Raw genomic sequence first — 25,299 nt, 5'->3', positions numbered from 1 at the left:
GAGGAGAGCCAAAATGAGAAAGACCAAACACGCCATACTGACACTTGCCGCGCTACTGGCCACGGTCAGTTTCGCACCGAATGCGGCCTTCGCTGGGGGAAGGGCGATTGCTGGCATCGTGTTTCAGCAGGACCAGTATTTCCGCGGCGTCCAGATCGGCATGGAGAAGGCGGCAAAAGCTGCCGGCGATGAGCTTCTGGCCGGCAACAGCGACAGCAAGCTGGAGAAGGAAACGCAACTCATCGACACCTATATCGCTCGTGGCGTAAGCTCGATCGTGGTCGCGCCTCTCTCTGCCGACGCCTCGATGCCGGCACTCAAGAAGGCGCGCGCCGCCGGCATCACGGTCGTGACCTACGGGACTTCGGTCAACGGCGACGTCGCACAGGCGACGGTGACGAGCTCGGATCGCGATATCGGCATCGGCACAGGCAAGGAGGCTGCCAAATTCCTGAAAACGCTCGGCGGTGGCGGCAAGGTCAAGATCGGCACGCTCGCCTTCAAGTCGCAGCTTCCCGAACAGTCGAACGCTCGCGTCGAGGGGTTCCTCAGCGCCGTCTCCGATCAGGTTGATGTTGTTTCCCAACAGGACGCGTGGCTTGCGGAAAAGGCACTCGCGGTCGCAAGTGACATGCTGACGGCCAATCCCGATCTCAAGGTGATCTATGCGGCGAACGAAGGCGGCACGATCGGCGCGGTGCAGGCGGTCAAGAAGGCGGGGCTTGAGGGTAAGGTCTTTGTCTTCGGTACGGATGGCTCCGAGCAACTCGCCAACATGCTGTTGAATTCGGACAATGTCCTGCAGGCGACGACGGCGCAGCAGCCGCTCGAAGTTGGGCGGCAAGCGATTGAAGCCGCGCAGAATCTGCTCGACGGCAAGAAGATCGAGACCAAGGTCAATGTGCCGGTTCTGCCTCTGACGCGCACCGACGCAAAGGCCGTCGCGGCATACAAGGAAAGCCTCAAGGCACTGAAGTGATCGAGGCCCTGAAGCGAGCCAAGTGGCGGGGGCATTGCTCCCGCCGCACCTTCGTCTTGCACAGCAGGAAATTTGCATGACCTATTCGCAAACCAGTTCAATCGTCTCGGAAGGAGTGCAGGGACGGCTGGATTTTCGGGCCGTGACCAAACGCTACGGCCCGACAATTGCACTTTCCGAATTCACCCACAGTTTCGCGCCCGGCCGGGTGCATGCCCTCATGGGCAAAAATGGCTCTGGCAAGTCGACGCTCGTCAAGCTCCTTGCCGGCGTGACGGAACCCACATCCGGCACGATCAGCGTCAACGGCGAGGATCGTCATTTCACCTCGCCGCACGATGCGTCAGCGGCGGGCATCGTTACCGTGCATCAGGAGCTCTCGCTGGTTCCGGAACTCTCGGTCGGCGAGAACATCTTTCTCGGCCGCTTGCCCCATATACGGCGCGCAGGCTTCAACACCGTCGACTGGGCGGGGCTGCATCGACGCGCCGGCGAACTGCTTGCCGACATGGGGCTTGCTATCGATTCCCGCCAGCCGGTCTCGGGCTTGAGCGTCGGTCAACAACAGGTGGTGGAGATCGTCAAGGCGATGTCCTTCAACCCGTCTATCCTCCTCTTGGACGAGCCGACATCGGCGCTCGCGACGCGTGAGGTCAAGCAGCTGTTTGCGCTGATCCAGCGACTTCGCGCCCGCGGCGTGACGATGATCTACATTACTCACCGGATGAGCGAACTCTTCGAGATCGCAGATACCTGTACGGTGATCCGCGACGGCCATTATATCGGCTCGGTGGAGATGAAGGCGACGACGCCATCGGCGATCGTCGGCATGATGTTCGGCGATATGGCTCGCGCGACACGTCCCCCTCGGCGGACACTCGATCGCACCAAGCCGATGCTTGAGGTGCGTGGACTTAGCCGCGCTGGGCATTTTCGCGATGTATCCTTCGACCTCTATCCCGGCGAAATCCTCGGAATCGCTGGGCTGCTCGGCGCCGGACGCACGGAACTCATGCGCGCGATCTTCGGCGCCGATCGGGTCGACGGCGGTTCCGTGACGCTCGATGGCCGCGTCATGACTGGTGCTAGCCCGCGCGAAATGCGCAAGGCAGGCCTCGGCTACACGCCGGAAAATCGCAAGGAAGTGGGTCTCGTGCAATCACTCTCGACGGCGGACAATCTCTGCATGGCGAGCCTTGGTCCCATTTCGAGAAGGGGTTTCATCTCGCGCCGGCGCGAGCAGCCCCATGTCCGCCGCCAGATCAGCGACTTGCATATCAAATGCGGCGATCCGGAACTGCCGGTTTCGTCGCTTTCCGGCGGCAATCAGCAGAAGGTGGTGATCGGCAAATGGCTGAACCGACATCCTTCTGTGATGTTCTTCGACGAACCGAGCCGCGGCGTCGACGTTCAAGCCAAGCGGCAGATCTTCGACATCATCTGGCAGAAGGCCGCCGACGGTCTCGCCAGCATCTTCGTATCGACTGAACTCGAGGAGGTGCTCGAGGTGGCCGACCGCATTCTGGTGATGCACCACGGCGCGATCGTCGCCGAGGTCGATCCCACGAAAACCGATCTCACCGAACTCTACGGCTTGTGCATGGAAGGGGCCCGCCAATGACGCTTGTGAACCAAACCGCGGAGGTTGACCGACAGAATATGCCGCTTCGTATCCTCAAAACCTACCCGATGGAGATCATTCTCGCAGCGCTGGTGATCTTTCTGATCCTAGTCGCGCCCGGTTTTGCCTCGATCAGCAATGTCCTGAACGTGCTGCGCACGGTCTCGATGCTCGGCATCATCGCCTTCGGCATGACGGCCGTCATCATCAGCGGCGAGATCGACCTTTCGGTCGGCGCAGGGGCGGCGCTCGCAGGCTGCATCGTCGCTTGGTTTGCCGACCGCTTCAGCGACGTGCTCGGCGATTGGGGCGCGGTGACGGCAGGCTTTGCCGTGGCTCTGTTGCTCGGCTTTGCGCTCGGCTATCTGACAGGTCGCTTTCGGCAATGGTTCAACGTGCCGACCTTCATCACGACCCTTGCGCTCTTTGCGGCCTTGCGCGGCGTCGCCAACCTCATCACAGGCGGCTTTCCGCTATCGTCCTTCCCGCTGGGCTTCGATTTTCTGGGGGGCGGCTATCTCTTCGGAATTCCGTTCCCGGTCTATATCTTCGGACTGACCTTCGCCGGCATGCACTTCCTCATGAAGTACACGAGCTTCGGCCGCGAAATCTATGCCGTCGGCGGCAATATGGAGGCGGCCCGCCTCTCCGGCATCGACATCTGGAAGGTGAAGGCGCTGACGCTCGGCCTGACGGGTGGGCTCACCGCGGTCTCCGGCACGCTCATCGCATCGCAGATCGGTGCAGGGACCGGGACGACCGCCACCGGCATGGAACTCGACGTAATCGCGGCCGTCATCATCGGCGGGACATCGCTTTTCGGCGGCAAGGGCCGCATCTGGGGCACGCTGATCGGGGTATTGTTCCTCGGCTGCATCTCCAACGGCATGACGCTGATGAATGTCAGCGAATATTGGCAATACGTCGTGCGCGGCGGGATCATTCTCGGCGCCGTGCTTCTCAATCAGGTTCTGGAAAGGGTGCGCTGAGACAGGCGCGGAGATAGTTATGACTGAATTCAAAGGAAAAATTGCGCTGGTCACCGGCACATCCGGGATCGGTCTCGCCTCGGCGATCCGCCTGGCTTCTTCCGGGGCAGCCGTGCTTGCCTGCGGCAACGACGCTGCCGCCAACGCCGCCTTCGACCTTATCGCCAGGGAACACGGCCTGCCGATGTCGGCGCGACTGACGGACGTATCCGTGGAGGAGGAAGTGGACGCGGCCGTCCGCGAGGCGGTGCTGCTCCATGGCGGCCTCGACGTCATCGTCAACGCCGCCGCCGTTCATCCCTTTGGCACCGTGCTCGACACCAGCGCAGAAACCTGGGCGCGTTGCCTCTCGGTCAATGTCGGTTCGATCTATCTGACAGGCCGTTTCGGAATTCCCGAAATGACGAAGCGCGGCGGTGGCGCGATCGTCAACATTTCCTCGGTGCAGGGCCACGCCTGCCAGCAGAATGTTGCGGCTTACGTTGCCTCCAAGGGCGCGATCCATGCGCTTACCCGGGCCATGGCGCTCGATCACGCAGCGGCGAAAATACGGGTGAACTCGGTCAGCCCCGGCTCGGTGCGCACGCCATTGCTCTCGCTCGCTGCCCGCACCTATGGCGGCGAAGGTGTCAGCGAGGCCGAAGTCTTCGCACGCTTCGGGGCTGCCCATCCAATTGGGCGCATCGGCGAACCGGAAGAGGTGGCGGATCTGGTCGCATATCTGGCCTCGGAGCGCGGAGCCTTCATCACCGGATCGGACTTCCGCATCGACGGCGGGCTCACGGCCGGTATTGGCGTCAAGTAATCGAAAGGGAGACAGCAGGATGAAGATTGGCCTTGGGCTCTACCGGGAGCAACTTACCCGAGATAACTTTCAGTTTGCGCAGCAGGCGGGCGCCAGCCATATCGTCGCGCATCTGACCAACTATTTCAGCGGTAAGGATCCGAAGATCGCCAGCGGCGACCAGGGCGGTTGGGGCGATTGTTCCGGCGATCAGCTCTGGTCTTTCGAGGAGCTGTCGGCTCTTGTGAGGGATGTGCGCGCAGCAGGCCTGGACGTGGCAGCGATCGAGAACTTCTCGCCGCGCTTCTGGTCCGATGTGCTTCTGGACGGACCGAAACGTGCGGAGCAGATCGAAGGGCTCAAACAGCTCATCAAGAATGCTGGCCGTGCCGGCATCCCCTGCATCGGCTACAACTTCTCGCTTGCCGGCGTCTATGGTTGGACCCGTGGTCCTTACGCGAGAGGTGGGGCGGTGTCCGTCGGCTTCGGGGTCGAGGACAGTGGGGTACCACATCCGGATGCGCCGATCCCCGATGGCATGGTCTGGAACATGCGCTATCGCCCCGGCATTGCCGGCGCTGCGCCTGTCTCCGTCAGTTCGTCGGAACTCTGGGAGCGCCTCGCCCATTTTCTGAGGGAGGTCGTCCCCGTCGCCGAGGAGGCCGGCGTCGTTCTCGGCGCCCATCCTGATGATCCGCCGGCGGAGGAGCTGCGCGGCACGGCGCGGTTGGTCAACCGCCCGGAGAAATACGATCGGCTGATGGCGATCGTCGATTCACCGTCGAACGGACTTGAACTTTGCCTTGGCTCGCTGCAGGAAATGCCGGGTGGCGACATCTACGAACACGTCCGGCGCTTTGCTCGCTCCGGCCGTATCGGCTATATCCATTTCCGCAATGTGCGCGGAAAGATGCCGCACTATGTCGAGACCTTCGTCGATGAAGGCGACATCGATATGGCCGAGATCGTCCGGATCCTACGTGACGAAAACTACGAAGGCGTAATGATCCCGGACCATACGCCAGCCATGAATTGCGGTGCCTCCTGGCATGCCGGCAAGGCGTTTGCGCTCGGTTACATGCGTGCCCTTGTGCAGAATGCAGAGGCACTCGGTCCCTCACGATCGATCCCTGCCGGTATCGCGGCGGAATAGGAGGCGCAGATGACACGCTCACCTGTCTGTGTCGCGCCGGTCGGCGATCGGTGCGGCGAGGGCGCAGTCTGGTCGGTGGACGAGGCGTCGCTCTACTGGACGGACATCAACCGCTTCCTCATCCACCGCTACGACGAAGCAACACGGGCAGTTAGAAGCTGGTTGTTCGACGAACCCGTGGTTGCCGTGTCGTTGACGCAAGAAGCCGGTCGTCTGCTCGTGGCCCTCGCCTCAAAGCTCGTCTGGTGGTGGCCTGGGTCGGATCGGCGGGAGGATCATGGCTTTGTCCTGCAAGGCGCGCCGCGCGTGCGGCTCAATGATGGTCGGGCCGATCCAGCCGGAAACTTCTGGGTGGGTTCGATGAAGAACAATGTTCTGCCAGACGGGCAGCTTGGCGAGGCCGGGCCAGGGGAGGGTATCCTCTATCGGATCGCCCCTGATGGTGCCGTCACCGAATGGCGCCGTGACCTTGGCATCTCCAACACGCTCTGCTGGAGCCCGGATCGCCGGACCTTTTATTTTGGCGATACGCTTTCAAACGAAATTTACGCGTTTGATTATGATCTGGCGAAGGGATCGATTGCTGGCGAGCGGCGTTTTTTTGCTGGTTTCGGTCGCGGTTCACCCGATGGTTCGGCCATCGATAGCGCTGGTTTCCTCTGGAATTGCCGCTTTGGTGGCGGATGCATTGCCCGCATAGCACCCGATGGCAGCCTCGCCGAGCTGATTGAAATGCCGGTGACCAACGTCACCACCTGTACCTTCGGCGGCCCGGATTTGAAGACGCTCTACATTACCACTGCAAGTGTGCTTGCAGCGCCCGGCGAGCGTCTTGCCGGAAGCCTATATGCAATGCGGGTCGAAATTGCCGGCCTGCCCGAGAACCGATATGGAGCTGCGATCCGCTGATGGCGAAGACGACACGCAAAGCGCTTGCCTGGGCGCATGGCTGCCTCTCGGTGCAATCGCTTGGTGGAATGCTCGGCCCGGTGTTGTTTCTGCTGCCGGACGGGCGACAGGTCAGTCCCTTGCATGTCGCCCGCTGGGGTAACGACCCACAGCGCGGAGCCTTACCGGAGATCCTGCAGGAATTGCGTGGCGAGTGGCCCTGCGTGCCTTTCGGCGGCGACGCCGATCGTGCGCTCGCGGCCGGTTGGACGGCGGCGGGAGAGAGCTTCAAAGGGGCGACTGTGCCCCATGGTCACGGCTCCAATGTTCATTGGGACTGGAGCGTTTGCGACGACCACCAGCTCAGCCTGGAGTGCCACTATCCGGAAGACCATCCGATCCGCCTGCTTCGTCGGCGTATCGTTCCGGACCCGACCGCGGCCGCCATCGACATCATATTGGAGATCGAGGCGCGCCGTATGTGCCGTCTTCCCATTGGCCTGCATCCAACCTTTCGGTTACCGCTTCGCTCCGGCGCAGTCACGATCGAACCGGGCGCATACGATCGCGTATGGAGTTTCCCCGGCGATCTCGAGCCGGGCGCGGCCCAATTCCCCCCGGCACGGCAATGGTCGTCGCTCGGCAGGGTGGAAACGCGTGACGGAGCGACCATCGACGCAACTCAGGTACCGCTTGTCGCAGAGGTCGAGGACTTGCTGCAACTGACCGGCGTCAACGGCAAGGTTGCGCTCCATTACCGGGATGAAGGATTTCGCGCGAGGCTCGAGTGGCAGAAGGAACACTTTCCGAGCCTCTTGCTTTGGTACAGCAATCGTGGGCGCAAGGCCTATCCATGGGACGGGCGGCATGTGGCGCTTGGGGTCGAGCCGATTGCTTCCGCCTTCGATCTGGGACCGGCGATCTCTTCAGCGTCCAATCCATTGGAGCAGGCTGGCGTCGCTACGGCTCTTGCCCTTGATCCCGATCAGATATTCACCAGCCGTTACCGGCTTTCGGTCGAGGCCGCAGCATAGCCCGCCTCGCAGGGCATCTACTCCATCAATTCTCGTCAAAGAGATAGTTCGGATGAAGCTTTACGCGCTGGGCCACCGTGATCGAGCGATAGGTCTTGATGATTGGACTTTTCCGCATAAATTCGCGTGTGACTTCGCGAAACTCTTCCATGTCGATCACATTGAGGCAGGCCAATATGTCGGTATCACCGGTGATCACGTCGCAGCATGACACGTAGGGCGAGCTCCGCAGCATCGCCAGCAACTCATTGAAAGTGTTCAATTGGTGAGACGATAGGGATATTTCGATCCAGATCGCCAATTTGCGCTCGGCATAGGTCTGGTTAACGATCGAGATGTCGCCGAGGATCACGCCATTGTCGCGTAGCCGATGGATACGGCGATGGCAAGCCGGCTGGGAAATGCCGATCTTATCTGCCAGTTGCTGGAAGGTGAGCATGCTGGATTGCTGCAGCAGATTGAGCAGCTTGCGATCGATGCGATCGAGGCTCACCTTCGATGAAGACATCCGGCACTCCAAATCCTGATCATCCGCACAACCTCAAGCATGTCGCGTCCATATCGCCTCGCGCGACGCGCTTCAGGGTGGGTTTTCAAGCATGTCGCTCCATTGATGCGACCTCGCTCCTGAGCCAAATGCTCTAGGGGAAACGAGGGGCATGCACAAGGCGGCCAATATTTCGCCGATGAGAGTTTTATGCGTCACGAGGCCGTTTCGGTTATAAATTTCTCGATCAGGACCGAAAGAACGAAAAAACCATAAAGCGCGACAGTGCCATAGTGTCACGAACATGACAGCGCCTTCCTGGACGGACGGCTCGATCTCAAGACGGGTGACCCTCTCGCATGCCTCGCTATCTTCCGGACACAACCCTTGCCCAGGGTGCCTGCGAAAACCACGATCCAACCGGGGCAGTCGTTCCTCCCATTCATCTGGCGACAACCTTCCTTCGCCCAGCGGAGGGCTATTCGCAAACCGGCTGGAGCTACAGCCGCTATGGCTATCCGGGGCTGGAGCAGCCGGAGGCAACGCTTAGGACACTCGAAGGGGCTGCGGATTGCAGGCTCTTCAGCTCCGGCATGTCTGCCATGACCGCCATTATCATGGCGCTGAAACCAGGCTCGCACTGTGTCTTCCCCATCGACATGTATCATGGGATGCGCACCTGGCTGAAACGATACTCGGCGCAGCAGAACCTCAAAATAACCCACGCGGATATGACGGATCTCGAGTGCATACGCGCAGCCGTCATACCGGGAGAGACGAGTATCGTCTGGGCTGAAACGCCCTCCAATCCGCATTGGTATCTCTACGATATCGCCGGGCTGGCGGATATCGCGCACAGCGCCGCGGCGCGGCTCGTGGTGGACAATACGGTTGCGACGCCCGTTCTGTCTCAACCCTTGTCGTTTGGCGCCGATATGGTCGTTCATTCGGCAACCAAGTATCTGAATGGCCATAGCGACGTTCTGGCGGGCGCCGCCATGACCGCAAGGACGGACGATTTCTGGGAGCAGGTTTGCTTCAACCGCGACTATCATGGCGGCGTTCTCGGCCAATTCCAGGCCGCCTTGCTGATGCGCGGCATGCGAACGCTGCATCTGCGCGTCGGACGCGCCTGCGCATCAGCCATGACGCTGGCCATGGCCTGCCTCGAACATCCAAGGGTGGAAAAGGTCTATTACCCCGGCCTGCCGTCGCACCCGGGGCATGATCTGGCCAAGCGGCAAATGACGGGCGGTTTCGGCGGAATGGTGTCCATTCTTGTCAGGGGAGGCGCGTCAGAGGCCGACCGCGTGACCGCCCGCACCCGCATCTGGAAGCCTGCAACTTCGCTCGGAGGGGTGGAAAGCCTGATCGAACGGCGCGAAGCCATCGAACCCAATTCGCATGTCGAGCCGAACCTCCTGCGTCTTTCCGTCGGTATCGAAGCCGTAGCCGATTTGATCGACGACCTGTGGACGGCGCTCGGCTGATGCACTACCCGCACCCGCACAAAACAACCAAAAACAATCTGCCAATGGAGGAGAACGGAATATGACATTGATCGGCTCTCAGTCCCGCCGGGACTTTCTGAAGACGGCGACTGCCTTCGGCCTGACGGCCGCAACCGGTCCCTATATGATCGGTTCTGCCTTTGCGCAGGAGGCGCCGACGAAGGGCGGGACACTGAAGATCGGCATGCGTGGCGGCAGCACGACCGATACGCTGAATCCGACCTCCTATTCGAACGCCGTGCCGTTGCTGGTCGGCTACGCCGTCATGAACGGTCTCATCGAAATCGACGAGAGGGGCGTGCCGCAGCCGGAATTGTTCGAAAGCTGGGAGATTGGCGATCAGGCGAAAGAATGGATTTTCAACATTCGCAAGGGGATCGTCTTCCATAACGGCAAGGCCATGACCGCCGATGACGTGATCTATTCCCTTTCCCTGCATACAGGCGCAGACAGCAAATCCGCAGCCGCCGGCGGCTTGAAGCATGTCAAGGAAATCCAGAAGCTCGGCACGCACCAAATCAAGGTCGTGCTGGCAACATCGGATGTCGATCTGCACTACACACTCGCCGATTATCACCTTCTGGTCGTACCCGAAGGCTTTAGCGATTGGGCCAAGCCGATCGGCACGGGGGCTTTCACCGTCGACAGCTTCGATCCGGGTGTGCGCTGCGTGCTGCGCAATGTCGGAAACTACTGGAAGACGGGCCGCGGCAATGTCGATCGCATCGAAATCACCGTCGTCAACGATATCGTGCAGCGCATGAACGCCCTGATCTCCGGTCAGGTCGATGTCATCAATGACGTCGACAAGCGCGCGGTCGACCTGCTGCGCGCCGCACCCGGTATCGAGCTAGTGCAGGCGCCGGGCGGCTGGCACACCATCATGGCGATGCAGACGGATGCCGCGCCATTCAACAACCCCGATTTCCGGCTGGCGCTGAAATATGCCTGCGATCGCGACCAGATTCTAAACGCCCTGTTCAACGGCTTCGGCCGGGTCGGCAACGATCAACCTATCCCGGTTTCGGATCCTTTCTACAATACCGATCTCGTGCAACGGCCTTACGATCTCGACAAGGCGAAATTCCATCTGAAAAAGTCGGGTATTACCGACACGAAGGTGATCCTGTCGGCCTCGGATGCCGCCTATGTGGGGGCGGTCGACATGAGCGTGCTCTTCCAGGCTTCTGCCGGCAAGGCGGGCATCGATGTGTCGGTCAAGAAGGAGCCGCATGACGGCTTCTGGAGCAATGTCTGGCTCAAGGCGCCGTTCTGCACCTCCTATTGGGCGGGCCGCGCGTCTGCAACCGACATGCTTGCCTCTGCCTATTACTCGGGTGCCAACTGGAACGAAACACACTGGAAAAGCGAGGCTTTCGACAAGCTTCTCGATGCCGCCAAGGCCGAAGTGGACGAAGCCAAGCGCAAGAGCCTGATCTGGGATATGCAGGTGATGCTGTCGGATCAGGGTGGCGCTCTTATCCCCGTGTTTTCCGACTGGCTGGATGCCCATCGTTCGCACGTCAAGGGGCACACTCCCCATACCCAGTTCGACCTGGCCAATGGCCGTCTGTGCGAGAAGGTCTGGCTGGAGGCCTGATATCGGAAGTGTGAAGGGAGACCGGGGCGCAAGCTTTCGGTCTTCTTTCCCCTGTAAGAAAAGAAACGATAAAGATAAAAGAGGGAAACGTGCTCACACTCGTGATCAAGCGAGCGGCACTCGGATTGCTGACCCTATGGGCCGCCTCCGTGCTCATCTTCGCCGGCACCCAAATCCTGCCCGGCGATCTCGCGCAAGCCGTGCTGCAGAACAATGCCACGAAAGAAAACGTCGCGGCGTTGCGACATGATCTGGGACTCGATCGGCCGGCCGTGGAGCGCTACGCCGATTGGCTCGGCAAAGCGGTACAGGGCGATTTCGGAACCTCTCTCATCAACAAGCGCGAGGTTTCAGCCGATCTCGCGCCGCGCCTCTATAATACGCTTTTCCTGGCACTATACGCCGCCGCCATTGCGGTACCCCTATCGGTGGGGCTCGGCATTTTGACGGCAGCTTGGCAGGGAAGCGTATTTGACGCTCTCGCCAATGCCGTGACGCTGCTTGCGATCTCGCTGCCGGAATATTTCCTCGGCTATCTGCTGATCAAATGGGTGGCGGTCTACTGGGGCCTGTTTCCGGTTCTGGCGAGCGTCACCCCCGAAACCCCGTTTTCGGGCCGACTCTACATGACGTTTCTGCCGATGCTGACGCTGGTTCTGGTCATCGTGGCCCATATGATGCGCATGACCCGGGCCTCGGTTATTGCCGTCATGTCCAGCCCCTATATCGAGATGGCCTTGCTGAAAGGCCTGCCGAAATGGCGCGTCGTGGTCGAGCATGCGCTTCCCAATGCGCTGGCGCCGATCATCAACGTTGTCGCACTCAATCTGGCCTATCTGATCGTCGGCGTCGTCGTGATCGAGGTGGTGTTCGTCTATCCAGGCCTCGGTCAATCCATGGTGGATGCCGTTGCCAAGCGCGACGTGCCGGTGGTGCAAGCATGCGGCCTGATCTTTGCGACCGTCTTCATCACGCTCAACATGGTCGCGGATATTCTGGCGCTCGTCAGCAATCCGCGCCTCAGACATCCGAGGTGAATGATGCGGCTCTTCGGACACAAAATGCCGTTAAAGGCACAAATCGGCCTGCTCATCGTCATCGCAAGCGCATTGGCGGCATTGCTTGCTCCCATTCTCGCACCCTATCCGGAAGCGGACGTTCTCGGTCGGGCCTGGGCAGTGCCGAGCGCGCAACACTGGCTGGGCCTTGATAATCTCGGTCGCGACGTCCTCTCGCGCCTGCTTTATGGGGCCCGACTGTCCATCGGGCTGTCGCTGCTCATCACCATACTCTCCTTCACGCTCGGCGTTTTCACCGGCTTTTCTGCCGCCGTGCTCGGCAAGACGATCGACATGATCCTGTCGCGTGTCGTCGATCTTCTGCTGTCGATGCCGGCGCTGATTTTCGCCATGGTCGTGCTCTCGGTTCTGGGTACGGATCTTGCCGTCCTCGTCGTCACGATCGCCATTCTCGACGCCACGCGCATTTTCCGCGTCAGCCGGTCGCTGGCCATGAATATCGCGACGCTGGATTTCGTCGAAGCGGCGAAACTGCGCGGAGAAGGCCTGTGGTGGATATTGCGCCGGGAAATCCTGCCTAATGCCATGGCGCCGCTGGTGGCGGAGTTCGGCTTGCGCTTTTGCTTTACCTTCCTGTTCATTTCGGCGCTGAGCTTCCTTGGGCTCGGCATTCAGCCGCCAAATGCCGACTGGGGAAGCATGGTGAAAGACTATTCGGCCATGATCATGCTGGGCGTGCCCACCGTGTTCTATCCCGCCGGCGCGATTGCCACCCTGACAATTGGTATCAACCTGCTGGTCGACTGGCTTGTCTCGACCAGTGCCGCCAAACGCTGAGCGCGCCATGATGGACACACAGATGGAAAATACTCTGCTTGAAGTCGAAGGGCTGCGCATCGAAGCCACATCGCAAACCGATGTCAAAACGGTTCTCGTCGATGATGTCAGCTTCACGCTGAAGCGCGGCGAGGTGCTGGGGCTGATCGGAGAGTCCGGCGCAGGCAAATCCACGATTGGCCTGTCGAGCATGCATTATACGCGGACGGGCTGCGCGATCACCGGAGGCCGGATCATTTTCAACGGCCGCGATATCCGGGGGATCTCGAAGGCGGAGGAGCGCTCGCTGCGCGGTGTCAAAATCGCCTATATCGCCCAAAGTGCCGCCGCCTCGTTCAATCCCGCACTGACCATTGGCCGGCAGGTCTGCGAGGTCGTCGTCCGGCACAAGCTGATGAGCAAGGGGGCAGCGAAAGCGCGCGCGATCGATCTGTTTCGCTCGCTGGATTTGCCCGATCCCGAAAGATTCGGCAAACGCTACCCGCACCAGGTATCAGGCGGCCAGCTTCAGCGCGCCATGGCAGCCATGGCCATGATTGCCGAGCCCGATCTTCTCGTCTTCGACGAACCCACCACCGCGCTCGACGTGACCACCCAGGTCGAGGTTCTGGCCGCGTTCCGCGCGCTTGTGCGCGAGCGCAACACGGCGGCCCTCTACATCACCCATGACCTGGCCGTCGTTGCCCAAATCGCCGATCGCATCATGGTGTTGCGCCACGGGAAAATGGTAGAAACGGGGACGGCGGAAGCCATCCTACATGACCCGCAGCAGGACTATACCAAACGGTTGGTGGCAGAACGCAACGCAGCCACGACCGAGCGATTTGTTCAGGCAAGCCATAGCGATGAAGCAGCGGTTCTGCGCATGGACAAGATCGTGGCAAGTTATAGCGGTCTGCCGCGTGTGATCGACAATGTCGGCATGGAATTGAGGCGCGGTGATACGCTTGCCGTCGTCGGAGAGTCCGGTTCGGGCAAGAGCACGCTTGCGCGGGTTATTGTCGGTCTGCTTCCACGCGAAAGCGGTGAGCTTTTCTTCCAAGGGCAGGAGTTGTCGGCAGCGCTCGCTCAACGCTCGCGGGATGAGCTGCGGCGTATCCAGATGATCTATCAGATCCCGGATATCGCGCTGAACCCCAAACAGACCCTTCTGGAAATCATCGGTCGCCCGATCGAATTCTACCTCGGCAAGTCGAAAAAGGACGTTCGGGAACGGGTTCTCGAGCTTCTCCGTCAAATCGAGCTCCCGGAAAGCTTCATCACGCGCCGGCCGCCCGAATTGTCGGGTGGACAGAAACAGCGCGTTTGCATCGCTCGCGCACTGGCAGCGCAGCCCGACGTCATCATCTGCGACGAGGTCACATCGGCGCTCGATCCACTTGTTGCCGAGGAGATCCTCAATCTGCTGCGCCGCCTGCAGGAGAAGTTCGGCCTTGCCTACCTCTTCATTACCCACGATCTCGGCACGGTGCGGCGCATTGCCAACAAGGTGGCGATCATGCGCAAGGGACAGGTCGTCGCCTATGGAGGAACGGCCGAGGTCTTTTCGCCGCCCTATCACCCCTATACGGAGCTGCTTCTATCCTCAGTGCCCGAAATGCGCTCCAAATGGCTGGATGAAGTACTGGCCAACCGAAAAGTCCAGACAGGTCCCGCGAGCGGATTGGAAGCCTCTTAGGCGGTGCACAAGTGCAGGTCTGCCATTTGCAGGCCTGCCTCCATTCCGTTGTTCGGATCCTCAGTCTCCCATCTTCTCGCGTAAAGTCTGCAGATCTCGCTCGGCATCGTGAACCCGGCCGAGGTCTCCACTCTCTTTGGCAAGCTTCAGTCGTTGATCCATGAAGGCTTTAGCCTCGCTTTTGTCACCCTGCTCGAAAGCAAGGACGCCGAGCTGGAAGAGACTTGCGTCGATATGGTTCTGGTTTCCGTGTTTTGTTGCGATGCTGTATCGCCTCTCGAGGAAACGTCTGGCTACCGCTGGCTGGTTTAGCTTGTAGGCGTTCTGCGCGAGATCGGTGATCACGACCAGCAGCTTCTCGCTGTCCTGTCCGAACAACGTCTCGCCCGCCTGAAGCACATTCTCGTTGATGGCCATGGCTTCTGCGTATTGTCCGACCTCATGCAGGCAGAAAGCAAGGCGTTCCTTCGTCCCAAGCCTTTGATCGTCGGAAAAATCCGGATCGCTATCAAACAGATCGATCGCTTTCCGGTAGTTATCGATGGCGATATCCCAATCACCGATGTCCTCCGCCTGACTGGCCAGGTTGTATGTGAAACGAGCGCGCTCGGCTTTCGTCAGAAAGGGCGTGCCTGCATCGATGCGCAGCGCCTCGAGACTTGCGGGCACGGATTCACTCGCCCTCCCAGCCCGATAAAGGATGAAGCCGCGGAGATAATTCAGTTCTCCAAGGGATTCGGTCGCATCCCGCGGTATCCTCGGCGCAAGATTGTCGAGTTCCGCCAAGGTTGCGCTGATGCTAAAGGTCTGGCTCGGATCCATGACCATACGATGGATTTCCTTCAGACGCCCAAACACAGCCTGCGCATCTTGCGCTGCGGCCGGACCAGAAAGCCCGATCGTAGCGATCGCGACCGCCAGCATCTTCGAAAAAATGTTGTGTCGTTTACTCATTGGATCGTCTTTGCTCCAATCCATGCCATCCAGAACGATCAGCATGCCAGTTGTGGCCCATACTTTGGCAAAGAAAGCGCCCATCGATCAAGCATACCTCACCTGCAATATATGCACCGAAGTGCGATTGGATCGGATCGGGAAGGGGCCTATGTTTAGCTCTGCACTCGCTCGATCTCGATCGTTCCATCGATCGGTATGACAACCAACAGAGGCATCCGTCATGACCAAAGGCTCTGATCTGCTCGTCGCTGCGCTCGAAAATGAGGGTGTCGACCGCATCTTCGGCATCCCCGGTGAAGAGAATCTCGACGTCGTCGAGTCAATCCGCAAGTCCTCGATCCAACTGGTGCTCACGCGACACGAGCAAGCGGCAGCCTTCATGGCCGCCACCTATGGTCGGTTGACCGGTAAACCGGGGGTCTGTCTGACGACGCTCGGACCAGGTGCCTTGAACCTTTCGACCGGTGCGGCATATGCGCTGCTTGGGGCCATGCCAATGGTGATGATCACCGGACAAAAAGGGATACTTTCGTCCCGGCAGGCGAGGTTCCAGGTGGTCGACGTCGTGGCATCGATGAAGCCGCTCACCAAGCTTTCCAGACAGATCGTCTCGCCGCAGATGATCCCAACGATGGTCAGGGAGGCATTCCGGATCGCAGAGGAGGAAAGGCCGGGGCCGGTTCATCTCGAGCTTCCGGAGGATATCGCGGCCGAGGAGTGCGAACCGGTCGCACTGGTCGCACCGCATCAGCTGGAGCTTCCAATCGCAAGCGACGCGGCGCTCGAGCGCGCCGCCGCGCTCATCACCGCGGCAAAGCGCCCGCTGCTCATGCTCGGGGCGGCAGCTTCGCGCCCGCGCTCGACCTCGGACATCGCGCAATTCGTCATTCGCACCGGCATCCCGTTCTTCACGACTCAGATGGGGAAGGGGACGGTTCCGGGCGGAACAGAGCTCTATATGGGCACCGCCGCGCTATCGGAAAAGGACTATGTCCATGAGGCGATCGAACAGGCTGATCTCATCATCACCATCGGCCATGATACGATCGAGAAGCCGCCTTTCATCATGGGCAAGGGTGGTCCGAAGGTCGTCCATGTCGGATATCAGCCGGCGACCGTCGAGCAGGTCTACTTTCCGCAATCGGAGGTGATCGGCGACATCGGCGCTTCGCTGAAGGCGCTGGCGGATCGCCTCGAAGGCAAGCTTCCGAACGCGCAGGCCCTTCTTCACCTGCGCGAGCGCATTCTCGAACGCATCGCGGTCAGGGCGACCGAAGATCGCTTTACACCGCAGCGGCTGGTCCATGATATCCGTGAGGTCATGCCGCATGACGGCATCCTCGCGCTCGACAACGGCATGTACAAGATCTGGTTTGCGCGCAACTACCGGACGCGCATGGCAAACACGTTGCTGCTCGACAATGCGCTTGCAACAATGGGGGCCGGGCTGCCCTCGGCCATGGTCGCCTCGATGCTTTATCCCGAGCGGCGCGTCATGGCGATCTGCGGGGACGGCGGCTTCATGATGAACTCGCAGGAGATCGAGACGGCCGTCCGGCTCAAACTGAACCTCGTCATTCTCGTCATCGAAGACAATGCCTATGGCATGATCCGCTGGAAACAGGCGGTAGACGACTTCCCGGACTTCGGGATGACGTTCGGCAATCCGGATTTCGTGAAATACGCCGAATCCTACAGCGCCAAGGGAACACGGGTCGACGACATCAGCCAGTTCAAGCAATCTCTCGAAGATGCCTTTTCCGGCGGCGGCGTTCACCTCGTCAATGTTCCCGTCGACTATTCGGAAAACGAACGCGTATTGGTCAAGGAGCTGCGTGAACGGCTTCCGGCCATCCTGGAGGACTGAGATGACGCCCAATTTGAAAGTTTATCAGGCATTCGACCGGCAGCTGATTGCGGACATCGCAGCGGACGATGCCGAGGCTCTCGAGCGCAAGCTCGGCCTCGCGGCAAGGACCTTTGCCGATCGTGAAGGCTGGCTACCGGCCCATCGCAGGATGGCGATCTTAAGAAGGGCGTCCGAGCTTCTCTCGGACAATCGCGACCGCTTCGCCGTCATGATCGCCCGCGAGGGCGGCAAGCCGCTCACCGACGCGATCATCGAGGTAACGCGTGGGATCGATGGTCTCGTCAACGCGGCGGACGAGCTTCGCAATTTTGGCGGCAAGGAAATCCCCATGGGCCTGACTGCCGCCAGCATGAACCGATGGGCCTTCACCACCAAGGAGCCGATCGGTGTCGTCGCGGCAATATCAGCGTTCAATCATCCCCTTAATCTCATCATTCACCAGATCGCGCCGGCGGTGGCAGTCGGCTGCCCGGTTATCGTCAAGCCGGCGGCGACCACGCCGATTTCCTGCATCGAGATCGTCAAGCTGTTCTGGGAAGCCGGACTGGACGAGCGCAGGTGTCAAACCTTGATCACCGAGGATAATGTGCTTGCCGAGCGCTTTGCGACGGATTCGCGTATCGCTTTCATGAGTTTTATTGGATCGGCGAAGGTGGGTTGGTATCTGAAGAGCAAGCTGCCTCCAGGCACAAGATGCGCATTGGAACATGGTGGCGCGGCTCCCGTCATCGTCGACCGCAGCGCAAGCGTCGATGCGATCGTCGGCACGATCGTCAAGGGCGGATACTACCACGCCGGCCAGGTCTGCGTGTCGGCGCAGCGCCTCTTCGTGCATGACGACATTCTGGCGACCTTCACGGATGCACTGGTCGCCAAAGTCGCAAATCTCCGCGTCGGCGATCCCACACGGACGGAGACAGAAGTCGGGCCTCTGATCCTGCCGCGCGAGACCGAGCGTGTTGCGAGCTGGATTCAGGAAGCGATCGATGCGGGCGCAAGGCAGTTCAGCGGCGGACGGCTGTCCGAGACCACGCTTCTGCCCTCGGTCCTGCTCAATCCGCCGGCCGATGCAAAGGTGTCGCGGTTGGAGGTCTTTGGCCCCCTGACTTGCATCTATGGCTACAGCGACGTCGACGACGCGATACGCATCGCCAACTCGCTGCCATATGCCTTCCAGGCGAGCGTTTTCTCGACAGACATAGCCGTTGCGCTCAAGGCCGCAAGGCATCTGGACGCATCGGCCGTGCTCGTGAACGACCACACAGCTTTCCGGACCGACTGGATGCCCTTCGCCGGGCGCAGGCAGTCGGGATATGGCGTCGGAGGTATTCCGTGGACGATGGAAGAAATGGCCGACGACAAGATGGTGGTGTTCAACGGCGTCAGTTGATCGGCATGGCGGCCTGCGGAGGTGTGGTCACCTTGCTTTCAAACCGGGGAAACTGGACGCAAGAGCGACCAGTTTCCCCGGCCAATCCATATGTGGTTTCGGACTTCGCCAACGCGGTCATCGCGGCCAAGTTGAGCTCGGTCTGCCCCATCTCTCGCAGCATATTTCCTCAGGGGGCTGTCTTCTCCTTCGCGGCGAGCGTGTAGGCGACGACCGCATTTGCGTGACCATGACCCATCCCATGTTCGCTCTTCAGCATGTTGACGAGCTCCATGTGCTTCGCCGGATAATGCTTGCGCACCAAATCCTGCCATTCAGCGATTGGACGGCCGTATGTCTTCTCGATCGATGGAAAATAGGAAGCAGGCCCTTTGATCTTTTCGTTGGTCATGGTGCATTATCCCTTTCATGCTGACTAGATCGCTGCCGCGCGCAATTTCCGCGGCGATTTGATGACATAATGACGTGCCAGTCGATATAGATCCTACATCGTGATCGCAAAATCGCCGTGGCTGCCAACTTATCCCGTTGCGCGGACCGAATACATCATAACAAGGGCGGTTTCGATGGTTGCACGCCATGAACCGTCTCCCAAGGCAAGCCGTACCTGGAAATGGCGTTCGGGGAACACTCCAGCCCCCTACAACCACGGGAAAGACGCGGGAGGCTGGTCAGCTGCTCCGCCGCGGCAATTTTACCAATCGGATTGCTCCATGCATTTCCCTTCTTGAAAGTTCGATGGCCGCTGACAGAGGCCGACGCCATGCCTTTGTGCAGGCGGGGACGCTTGTTGCCAGATGATCCGCAGGTCACGGATTGACTTGGCGATCGGCGGTTCGATTGCTACTATCAGTTTCATGACGGTTCTCTCTGAGGGCACCAGCCCGCCGATCCGGCTCCTGCTGCGGCTGCCATTGCTGACCTTGCAACTGCTGTGGCGTTTCTGGCCGCAGTTGATGGCGCTCTGGCTACTGGGGCTGATTGGAAATTCCCTTCTCAATGAAATTGCTGTCATGATCGGCCGGCTGAATGCATTGGCGGGTTTGTCGACCCTTGCCCTTGTCGTGCTTCTCAAGCTGGTGATCATCGTCGGGCTGTTCGAAACTGTGCGGCCCGGATTGCCGGCACTTGATGCTGCATCGCGCACTGCGGCTGCCCGGCCGGACGCTGGAACGGGCGAGGAGGTCAGAAAGCCGGGTTTTACGTCGATACTCGCGCTGACGCTCGTACCGTTCTTTGCTTATTATGCGGCCTGGGGTTTCTTAGGGGATACGGTCAGGGAATATTCCCGGCTATCTCTGGATCTGATGCTGGCCGGAGAGGGATACACGCCACTGAAATTCGGCAGCAGCGCTTGGCTGCTCATTTCCGTTGCCGTTGCCTGGGCAGTTCGACGCTTTGCGAAATTCATGCATGAGCGATCAAAGGCTCCGATCTGGGCGATCGTCATTGTGGTTTGCGAGGCCAATTGGGCGTTTATCGGTCTCTACGTTATTTCCACCTGGGAGGGCGATATTCGCTCCTGGGTCGCCAAACTTCCCGAAACGGTCGGACATTTTCTTGGCTTTCTCAATCCGGTTGGCGATGCCGCAGCGGCCACCGCCTTTCCACCAACTGCGGAAGCCGCTTCGATTTCCCTTTCCAAGCAAATGCGTGGGCTCTTCCTATACGCGCTCTATCCTGTCGTTTGGCTAACCCTTGCCGCCTTGGTCTACGGCTATGACATCAACGGAGAACGCCCGCTGGCGGAAGGCCGAATGGCGCGCGCCGTTTCGCGCTGGGAGGCGCTGCCGAAAGCAATACGCGACTTTATCTCGCACTTCATCGCGGGGACGGCAAAGCGCTATCGCGCCTTGGCGGAAGGAGTAGGCCTGACCCTGAACTCCGGCCTGGGGCTGATGATCAGCGTTATTCTGCTCTATCGGGTGCTGGATTGGGGCGCGGCATGGGCTTGGTATGGCATATCCCGATTGATTGGTCCGTATGATCTGCTGTCGTGGCAGATGATTGCCCAGGCCATCACGCTGTTCTTCGGCAGCCCGAGCTCGCCGGGTGATGGTGTCCTCATCATGCCGATCAAGATTTGCCTGCTTGCCGCTGCGCTGGAGATCGGTTTTGCGCAAGGACGGCAATGGCGGCGAAGTGGTAACTGATCCTCGAGCCGGATGATTTCAGGTCTGCACCTTAGCGAGCAGAGCATGATGCGGCACGAAAACCGCTACCCCTTTTCGGCATGATGCTAGTGGAGCGGCAGTGGAAATGAGATAGCATTCGGCCGTGTCGACGCGAAGCTCAGTCGCACCGATAATGAGGCGATTGCGTCGGCCGGAACGACGAATTTTTCCTCGATGAGCGCGCTTGCTCCCTTGGCTGGAGGTTTGCGGGATGCCGCATCACACCCTTCGACCGGCGCTGTCTGCGGATCGAGATCGCGGCTGATACCGTCGGAGAGAAGAAAATTGAGCGGCAGCCATCGCCGCCCGCTCGGATCTGTGAGGGTCAGTTGGCACTCGCTCCAGGAACCGCCGATCTCTTCTTCGGCTTGTGCGGTCACCCGCAGAATCAAAAGCCGCATTTGCCCTGGAAAGGTGATCTTCGTGTCGCGACCGTCGCCGATCAATCTTGTCTGTTTGATGGACCACAAGGCTCCGGCATAGGCTTGTCCGTCGACGCTATCATGCACCCGCAAGTCGTTCCGCCGAACGTATTCCCTGGCGTTGCGCCATGCGTCAATCGCGTAGTTGCCGGCCAGCAATATGGGCAGGCTCACCAGGGATATCAGCCAGAGCCGCCGTTCCCGTCTAGTTGCCATTGTCGCCGATCTCCGTCCGGTCACGTGTTTCGACGGTGTTCTGATCGAGTTTGACGTAAATCTCGGAGTCCAGTTGTGATGACGGCTGCTTGGAAACGATCAATGTCATGTCATGCGCGTCTTCTTCCGGGAGTTCGAATATCATTATGCCTGTGCTCGACAGGCCCGGCTGCAGCGTCTTTGTCGATACGAGGCGAGGGGCGCCATCAGCACGATGAGTTTGCCGATAAAGGCGGCCGGAAGCGCCCCTTATGGCTGCAGCCTGGATCGTCATCGTTTCCTTTTTTGTCTGAAGCTCGACGCTGGCGATCACCCAAACCCCGGCGCTTTGTCGTTCGATCGGCTTTCCGTAGCGCGTGAAGGCGAGCGTCCTGGCGCGTATGATCTTGTCGACCTTGATGCTGAAGGTCCTGCTCGACACGGTATCTTTCTGCTGGCCCACCGTCGCGATCGGCCCCGTCAGAATGGCATAGCTTGGCGTCGTCGCTTGCAGGAAAGCAAGCATCAGCGCGCTGAGGCCGATCAGCGGCAGGAAAAAGAGCAGCCGTATCATGGGGACGCTCCTTCTGCGGCTGGAGCGATCGGCAGATCGACGCGCGCTATGTTCGTGGGGTTGAACCAACCGGGCGCGGCATAGAGATTGTCCTTCGGCTTATATGTCGTGCCGACGACGGTCACTTTCAGGATCTTGGGCAGTGCCTGTGTTGCCGGCAGCTCCCAAACCGCCCGAACGGTTTCAGGCATCATCGGTTGAAGATCCCATAGCAGTTCATGATCCCGAACGAGATAGAATTGCGGTATCGGCGCGTTCGCAACATTGTCGAGTTTGATTGCGTCGCGATAAAGATTCGAGCTCTCTGCAGTCAGGTTCTCAAGCGTCAGATCGACTGACAGCGCTTTCTTGCCATCAGCTATGCGTAGTCCATCCGTTGTCCTGGTAATCAGGCTGGCGGAGTTGAGCGTGACTTTCCATTGGCCGCTATCGAGGGCGGTGCCGACCGCTGACTGCGGCACCTCTTCTCCCGTGCGGGTTTCATAGATCGATAGTCCCAGCGACAGGGCACCCGCCAGAAGGCCACCGATCCCGGCGGCAATGCGTGCATAGAGCGTCCTGTTGGTTTTCCTGATGATCGATTGCTTCATCGCCGAATTCAATTGGAGCTGGTTTTTGCCACCCGGAATAGAACATCTACCGTGCGACAATCCGTATGTGGTCCATGCTCGCGATACGACAAGGGTGAAACCTGCAATCTGGTCCAATGAAGAGGCTATCGGCGCACGGCGGCTGGGGGAGGTTCCTTGACGTTCAACATGGCAATTCTTCCGCTATCCGCATCTGGCATCGACGCCGCGATAGCGAGCTTTTCCTCGATGCCGCCTACAAACAGCCCTTGGTCTCGCGCCTGGACAAGCTGGAGGCGGGTCGGGTTCCGAGATTTTCGAACTGGGCGGCTGCTATTTCGACAAGTGTGGAAATAGCCGCCGCCGGGATCATATCGATTTCAGGGACACCCGTTGTTCGAGCTTCTCGGCCTCTTCCTTCCGCTCGCTGTAGCGATCGGTCAGATAGTTGGACGCGTCACGGGTCAGTATGGTGAACTTCACCAGCTCCTCGCAGACATCGACGACACGATCATAATAGGAAGACGGTTTCATGCGCCCGTCGGCGTCGAATTCCTGAAAGGCCTTGGCGACCGATGACTGGTTGGGAATGGTGATCATGCGCATCCAGCGGCCAAGAACCCGGAGCTGGTTGATGGCGTTGAACGACTGCGATCCGCCCGACACCTGCATGACCGCAAGCGTCTTGCCCTGCGTCGGCCGGACTGAGCCGACAGACAGCGGAATCCAGTCGATCTGCGCCTTCATGACACCTGTCAGGGCACCGTGGCGCTCGGGGCTGACCCAGACCTGGCCTTCCGACCATTCCGACAATTCCCGCAGTTCCTGCACCTTCGGATGCGTCACCGGCGCTGCATCGGGCAAGGGAAGGCCCTCCGGATTGAAGATCCGTACCTCGCAGCCGAAGTGTTCGAGCAATCGTGCGGCCTCGTGCGCCAGGAACCGGCTGTAGGAGACGGTCCGGAGGGAGCCATAGAGGATCAGGATGCGTGGCTTGTGGGACGAGAAGGCTGGACGCAGTGCGTCCAGATCCGGCTGGCGCAAATGCTCCAGCGATGCGGCAGGCAGGTCAGACAATGCGCTTGCCCTCCGCGTCGAGCACCTTTTCACCGTCTTCCTTGATGAACGCGCCCTTGTGGGTGTCGGGTAGGATGTCGAGCACGGCTTCCGATGGCCGGGACAGGCGTGCGCCGAGCGGCGTGATGACGAACGGCCGGTTGATGAGGATCGGATCCTTGAGCATCGCGTCGAGCAACTGGTCGTCGGTCAGGGCGAGGTTGTCGAGACCGAGATCGACATAGGGTGTACCCTTCTCGCGGATCGCCTGGCGGACGGTTAGACCTGCATCCGCAATCATCTTTGCGAGCTTTTCGCGGTCTGGTGGATCTTGCAGATAGTCGATGATCGTCGGCTCGATGCCGGCATTGCGGATCATCGCCAGCGTGTTGCGCGACGTGCCGCAATCCGGGTTGTGATAGATGGTGACATCCATGATCAGACTTCCTTTGGCTGTGTGGATTTGGAGGCGGATAAGGAGCGCACCGCGGAGCCGCGCTCGTACCAGCCCTTGCTGCGATTGACGATCCAGACCACCGACAGCATGACAGGCACTTCGATGAGCACACCAACGACGGTCGCAAGGGCCGCGCCGGAGTTGAAGCCGAACAGGCTTATGGCAGCGGCGACGGCAAGTTCGAAGAAGTTCGACGCCCCAATGAGGGCCGATGGCCCGGCGACGCAATGTTCCTCGCCGCTTGCCCGGTTCAGCAGATAGGCAAGGCCCGAGTTGAAGTAGACCTGGATCAGGATCGGCACGGCCAGGAGCCCGATCACGGCCGGCTGTGCGATGATCTGCTCCCCTTGGAAGCCGAACAGCAGGATCAGTGTTGCGAGCAGTGCCAGAAGCGACAAAGGTTGCAGGGTATTGAGGAGCCGATCAAGCGGCGCGGTCGATCCGCCGGCCAGAAGGCTGCGCCGCAGAAGCTGAGCTGCTATGACGGGAAGCACGATATAGAGCACGACCGAGATGACCAGCGTGTCCCAAGGCACGGCGATCGCCGACAGTCCGAGGAGCAGTCCGACGATCGGCGCGAAGACGACGACCATGATCGCATCGTTCAACGCCACCTGGCTGAGCGTGAAGTGCGGTTCGCCCCTGGTGAGGTTCGACCAGACGAACACCATCGCGGTACATGGTGCAGCGGCCAGAATGATCAGCCCGGCAATGTAGCTGTCGATCTGCGCTGTCGGCAGCAATGGTCGGAAGAGCCATCCGATAAACAGCCACCCCAGCAGAGCCATCGAGAACGGCTTGACCGCCCAGTTCACCAGCAAAGTCACACCGATGCCGCGCCAATGGCGCCCAACTTGGCCGAGTGCGGCAAAGTCGATTTTCACCAGCATCGGGATGATCATCAGCCAGATCAACACTGCCACCGGAATATTCACCTTGGCGATCTCCGCCGCACCGATCGCCTGAAACACGCCGGGCATCAGATGCCCGAGGGCGACGCCGACGACGATACAGAGAAATACCCAGAGGGTGAGATAGCGCTCGAAGGTGGACAT

At 59.9% G+C, this 25,299-nt stretch carries 24 protein-coding genes; 15 read left to right on the top strand and 9 right to left on the bottom strand.

Annotation, left to right across the window (positions count from 1 at the left end; translation table 11 throughout):
• Window positions 1-13: 13 nt before the first annotated feature.
• From ACIQJ2_RS26050 to ACIQJ2_RS26020, 7 genes are all read left to right on the top strand, one after another.
• Window positions 14-979 (top strand): substrate-binding domain-containing protein, encoded by a 966-nt coding sequence (locus tag ACIQJ2_RS26050; RefSeq protein WP_400670366.1) that lies wholly within the window; start codon window positions 14-16, stop codon window positions 977-979.
• Window positions 980-1,055: 76 nt separating this feature from the next.
• The gene (locus ACIQJ2_RS26045; RefSeq protein ID WP_400670363.1) at window positions 1,056-2,600 is read left to right on the top strand and encodes a sugar ABC transporter ATP-binding protein; all 1,545 of its coding nucleotides are present in this window, start codon (window positions 1,056-1,058) and stop codon (window positions 2,598-2,600) included.
• A complete protein-coding gene (locus ACIQJ2_RS26040) occupies window positions 2,597-3,589 on the top strand; it encodes an ABC transporter permease (protein ID WP_400670361.1) in 993 nt (330 codons plus the stop codon). The genes ACIQJ2_RS26045 and ACIQJ2_RS26040 overlap by 4 nt, the downstream gene beginning before the upstream one ends.
• 19 nt (window positions 3,590-3,608) lie before the next feature.
• Entirely contained in the window at window positions 3,609-4,394 is a 786-nt protein-coding gene (locus ACIQJ2_RS26035; RefSeq protein WP_400670360.1) for an SDR family NAD(P)-dependent oxidoreductase, read from the top strand.
• Window positions 4,395-4,413: 19 nt separating this feature from the next.
• Window positions 4,414-5,526: a mannonate dehydratase gene (locus ACIQJ2_RS26030; protein WP_400670359.1), complete on the top strand. Its 1,113-nt coding sequence runs from the start codon at window positions 4,414-4,416 to the stop codon at window positions 5,524-5,526.
• Window positions 5,527-5,535: 9 nt separating this feature from the next.
• On the top strand, window positions 5,536-6,435 hold the full coding sequence (locus ACIQJ2_RS26025; RefSeq protein WP_400670358.1) for an SMP-30/gluconolactonase/LRE family protein: 900 nt from the start codon (window positions 5,536-5,538) through the stop codon (window positions 6,433-6,435).
• Window positions 6,435-7,448, top strand: coding sequence for a hypothetical protein (locus ACIQJ2_RS26020; protein WP_400670355.1), 1,014 nt, complete (start codon window positions 6,435-6,437; stop codon window positions 7,446-7,448). Before ACIQJ2_RS26025 ends, ACIQJ2_RS26020 begins: the two co-directional genes overlap by 1 nt.
• A gap of 25 nt (window positions 7,449-7,473) precedes the next feature.
• On the opposite strand, the gene ACIQJ2_RS26015 is transcribed toward ACIQJ2_RS26020, so the two are convergent.
• Window positions 7,474-7,956 carry an Lrp/AsnC family transcriptional regulator gene (locus ACIQJ2_RS26015; protein ID WP_199150060.1) on the bottom strand — a complete coding sequence of 161 codons (483 nt, stop codon included), beginning with the start codon at window positions 7,954-7,956 and terminating at the stop codon, window positions 7,474-7,476.
• Window positions 7,957-8,294: 338 nt separating this feature from the next.
• Here ACIQJ2_RS26015 and ACIQJ2_RS26010 point away from each other — a divergent pair, with 338 nt between their 5' ends.
• The 5 genes from ACIQJ2_RS26010 (at window position 8,295) to ACIQJ2_RS25990 (ending at window position 14,580) form a co-directional block, all read left to right on the top strand.
• A complete protein-coding gene (locus ACIQJ2_RS26010) occupies window positions 8,295-9,425 on the top strand; it encodes a trans-sulfuration enzyme family protein (RefSeq protein WP_400670353.1) in 1,131 nt (376 codons plus the stop codon).
• A gap of 61 nt (window positions 9,426-9,486) precedes the next feature.
• A complete protein-coding gene (locus tag ACIQJ2_RS26005; RefSeq protein ID WP_400670351.1) occupies window positions 9,487-11,046 on the top strand; it encodes an ABC transporter substrate-binding protein in 1,560 nt (519 codons plus the stop codon).
• An 89-nt stretch (window positions 11,047-11,135) separates the two neighbouring features.
• Window positions 11,136-12,083, top strand: coding sequence for an ABC transporter permease (locus ACIQJ2_RS26000; protein WP_400670350.1), 948 nt, complete (start codon window positions 11,136-11,138; stop codon window positions 12,081-12,083).
• 24 nt (window positions 12,084-12,107) lie between these two features.
• Entirely contained in the window at window positions 12,108-12,902 is a 795-nt protein-coding gene (locus tag ACIQJ2_RS25995) for an ABC transporter permease (RefSeq protein ID WP_400670348.1), read from the top strand.
• Between the two features lie 22 nt (window positions 12,903-12,924).
• Complete coding sequence (locus ACIQJ2_RS25990; RefSeq protein WP_400670346.1) at window positions 12,925-14,580, top strand: ABC transporter ATP-binding protein; 1,656 nt, start codon at window positions 12,925-12,927, stop codon at window positions 14,578-14,580.
• A 60-nt stretch (window positions 14,581-14,640) separates the two neighbouring features.
• Here the strand turns inward: ACIQJ2_RS25990 and ACIQJ2_RS25985 are convergent, their stop codons facing one another.
• Window positions 14,641-15,534, bottom strand: a complete 894-nt coding sequence (locus ACIQJ2_RS25985; RefSeq protein ID WP_400670343.1) for a tetratricopeptide repeat protein — start codon at window positions 15,532-15,534, stop codon at window positions 14,641-14,643.
• Window positions 15,535-15,757: 223 nt separating this feature from the next.
• Here ACIQJ2_RS25985 and ACIQJ2_RS25980 point away from each other — a divergent pair, with 223 nt between their 5' ends.
• Together ACIQJ2_RS25980 and ACIQJ2_RS25975 are read left to right on the top strand one after the other, a co-directional pair.
• Complete coding sequence (locus tag ACIQJ2_RS25980) at window positions 15,758-17,404, top strand: acetolactate synthase large subunit (protein WP_400670340.1); 1,647 nt, start codon at window positions 15,758-15,760, stop codon at window positions 17,402-17,404.
• A 1-nt stretch (window position 17,405) separates the two neighbouring features.
• Window positions 17,406-18,797 (top strand): aldehyde dehydrogenase family protein, encoded by a 1,392-nt coding sequence (locus ACIQJ2_RS25975; protein WP_400670337.1) that lies wholly within the window; start codon window positions 17,406-17,408, stop codon window positions 18,795-18,797.
• A gap of 169 nt (window positions 18,798-18,966) precedes the next feature.
• Here ACIQJ2_RS25975 and ACIQJ2_RS25970 read toward each other — a convergent pair whose 3' ends face one another.
• The gene (locus ACIQJ2_RS25970) at window positions 18,967-19,188 is read right to left on the bottom strand and encodes a DUF4287 domain-containing protein (RefSeq protein ID WP_400670334.1); all 222 of its coding nucleotides are present in this window, start codon (window positions 19,186-19,188) and stop codon (window positions 18,967-18,969) included.
• A gap of 406 nt (window positions 19,189-19,594) precedes the next feature.
• Between ACIQJ2_RS25970 and ACIQJ2_RS25965 the strand changes: the two genes are divergently transcribed.
• Window positions 19,595-20,950, top strand: coding sequence for a hypothetical protein (locus tag ACIQJ2_RS25965; RefSeq protein ID WP_400746635.1), 1,356 nt, complete (start codon window positions 19,595-19,597; stop codon window positions 20,948-20,950).
• A gap of 86 nt (window positions 20,951-21,036) precedes the next feature.
• Here the strand turns inward: ACIQJ2_RS25965 and ACIQJ2_RS25960 are convergent, their stop codons facing one another.
• From ACIQJ2_RS25960 to arsB, 6 genes are all read right to left on the bottom strand, one after another.
• The gene (locus ACIQJ2_RS25960; protein ID WP_400670328.1) at window positions 21,037-21,609 is read right to left on the bottom strand and encodes a hypothetical protein; all 573 of its coding nucleotides are present in this window, start codon (window positions 21,607-21,609) and stop codon (window positions 21,037-21,039) included.
• Window positions 21,599-22,162: a hypothetical protein gene (locus ACIQJ2_RS25955; protein ID WP_400670326.1), complete on the bottom strand. Its 564-nt coding sequence runs from the start codon at window positions 22,160-22,162 to the stop codon at window positions 21,599-21,601. The genes ACIQJ2_RS25960 and ACIQJ2_RS25955 overlap by 11 nt, the downstream gene beginning before the upstream one ends.
• Window positions 22,159-22,752 (bottom strand): hypothetical protein, encoded by a 594-nt coding sequence (locus tag ACIQJ2_RS25950; protein ID WP_400670324.1) that lies wholly within the window; start codon window positions 22,750-22,752, stop codon window positions 22,159-22,161. Before ACIQJ2_RS25950 ends, ACIQJ2_RS25955 begins: the two co-directional genes overlap by 4 nt.
• A gap of 348 nt (window positions 22,753-23,100) precedes the next feature.
• The gene (gene arsH / locus ACIQJ2_RS25945) at window positions 23,101-23,808 is read right to left on the bottom strand and encodes an arsenical resistance protein ArsH (protein ID WP_400670322.1); all 708 of its coding nucleotides are present in this window, start codon (window positions 23,806-23,808) and stop codon (window positions 23,101-23,103) included.
• Entirely contained in the window at window positions 23,801-24,223 is a 423-nt protein-coding gene (gene arsC / locus ACIQJ2_RS25940) for an arsenate reductase (glutaredoxin) (protein WP_400670320.1), read from the bottom strand. The genes arsH and arsC overlap by 8 nt, the downstream gene beginning before the upstream one ends.
• Window positions 24,224-24,225: 2 nt before the next feature.
• The gene (gene arsB, locus ACIQJ2_RS25935; protein WP_400670317.1) at window positions 24,226-25,299 is read right to left on the bottom strand and encodes an ACR3 family arsenite efflux transporter; all 1,074 of its coding nucleotides are present in this window, start codon (window positions 25,297-25,299) and stop codon (window positions 24,226-24,228) included.

It is taken from the genome of Rhizobium sp. NPDC092011, assembly GCF_044756305.1.
In the GTDB taxonomy this organism is placed as follows: Bacteria; Pseudomonadota; Alphaproteobacteria; order Rhizobiales; family Rhizobiaceae; genus Rhizobium.
This window is presented reverse-complemented; position numbering and strand designations above follow the sequence as displayed.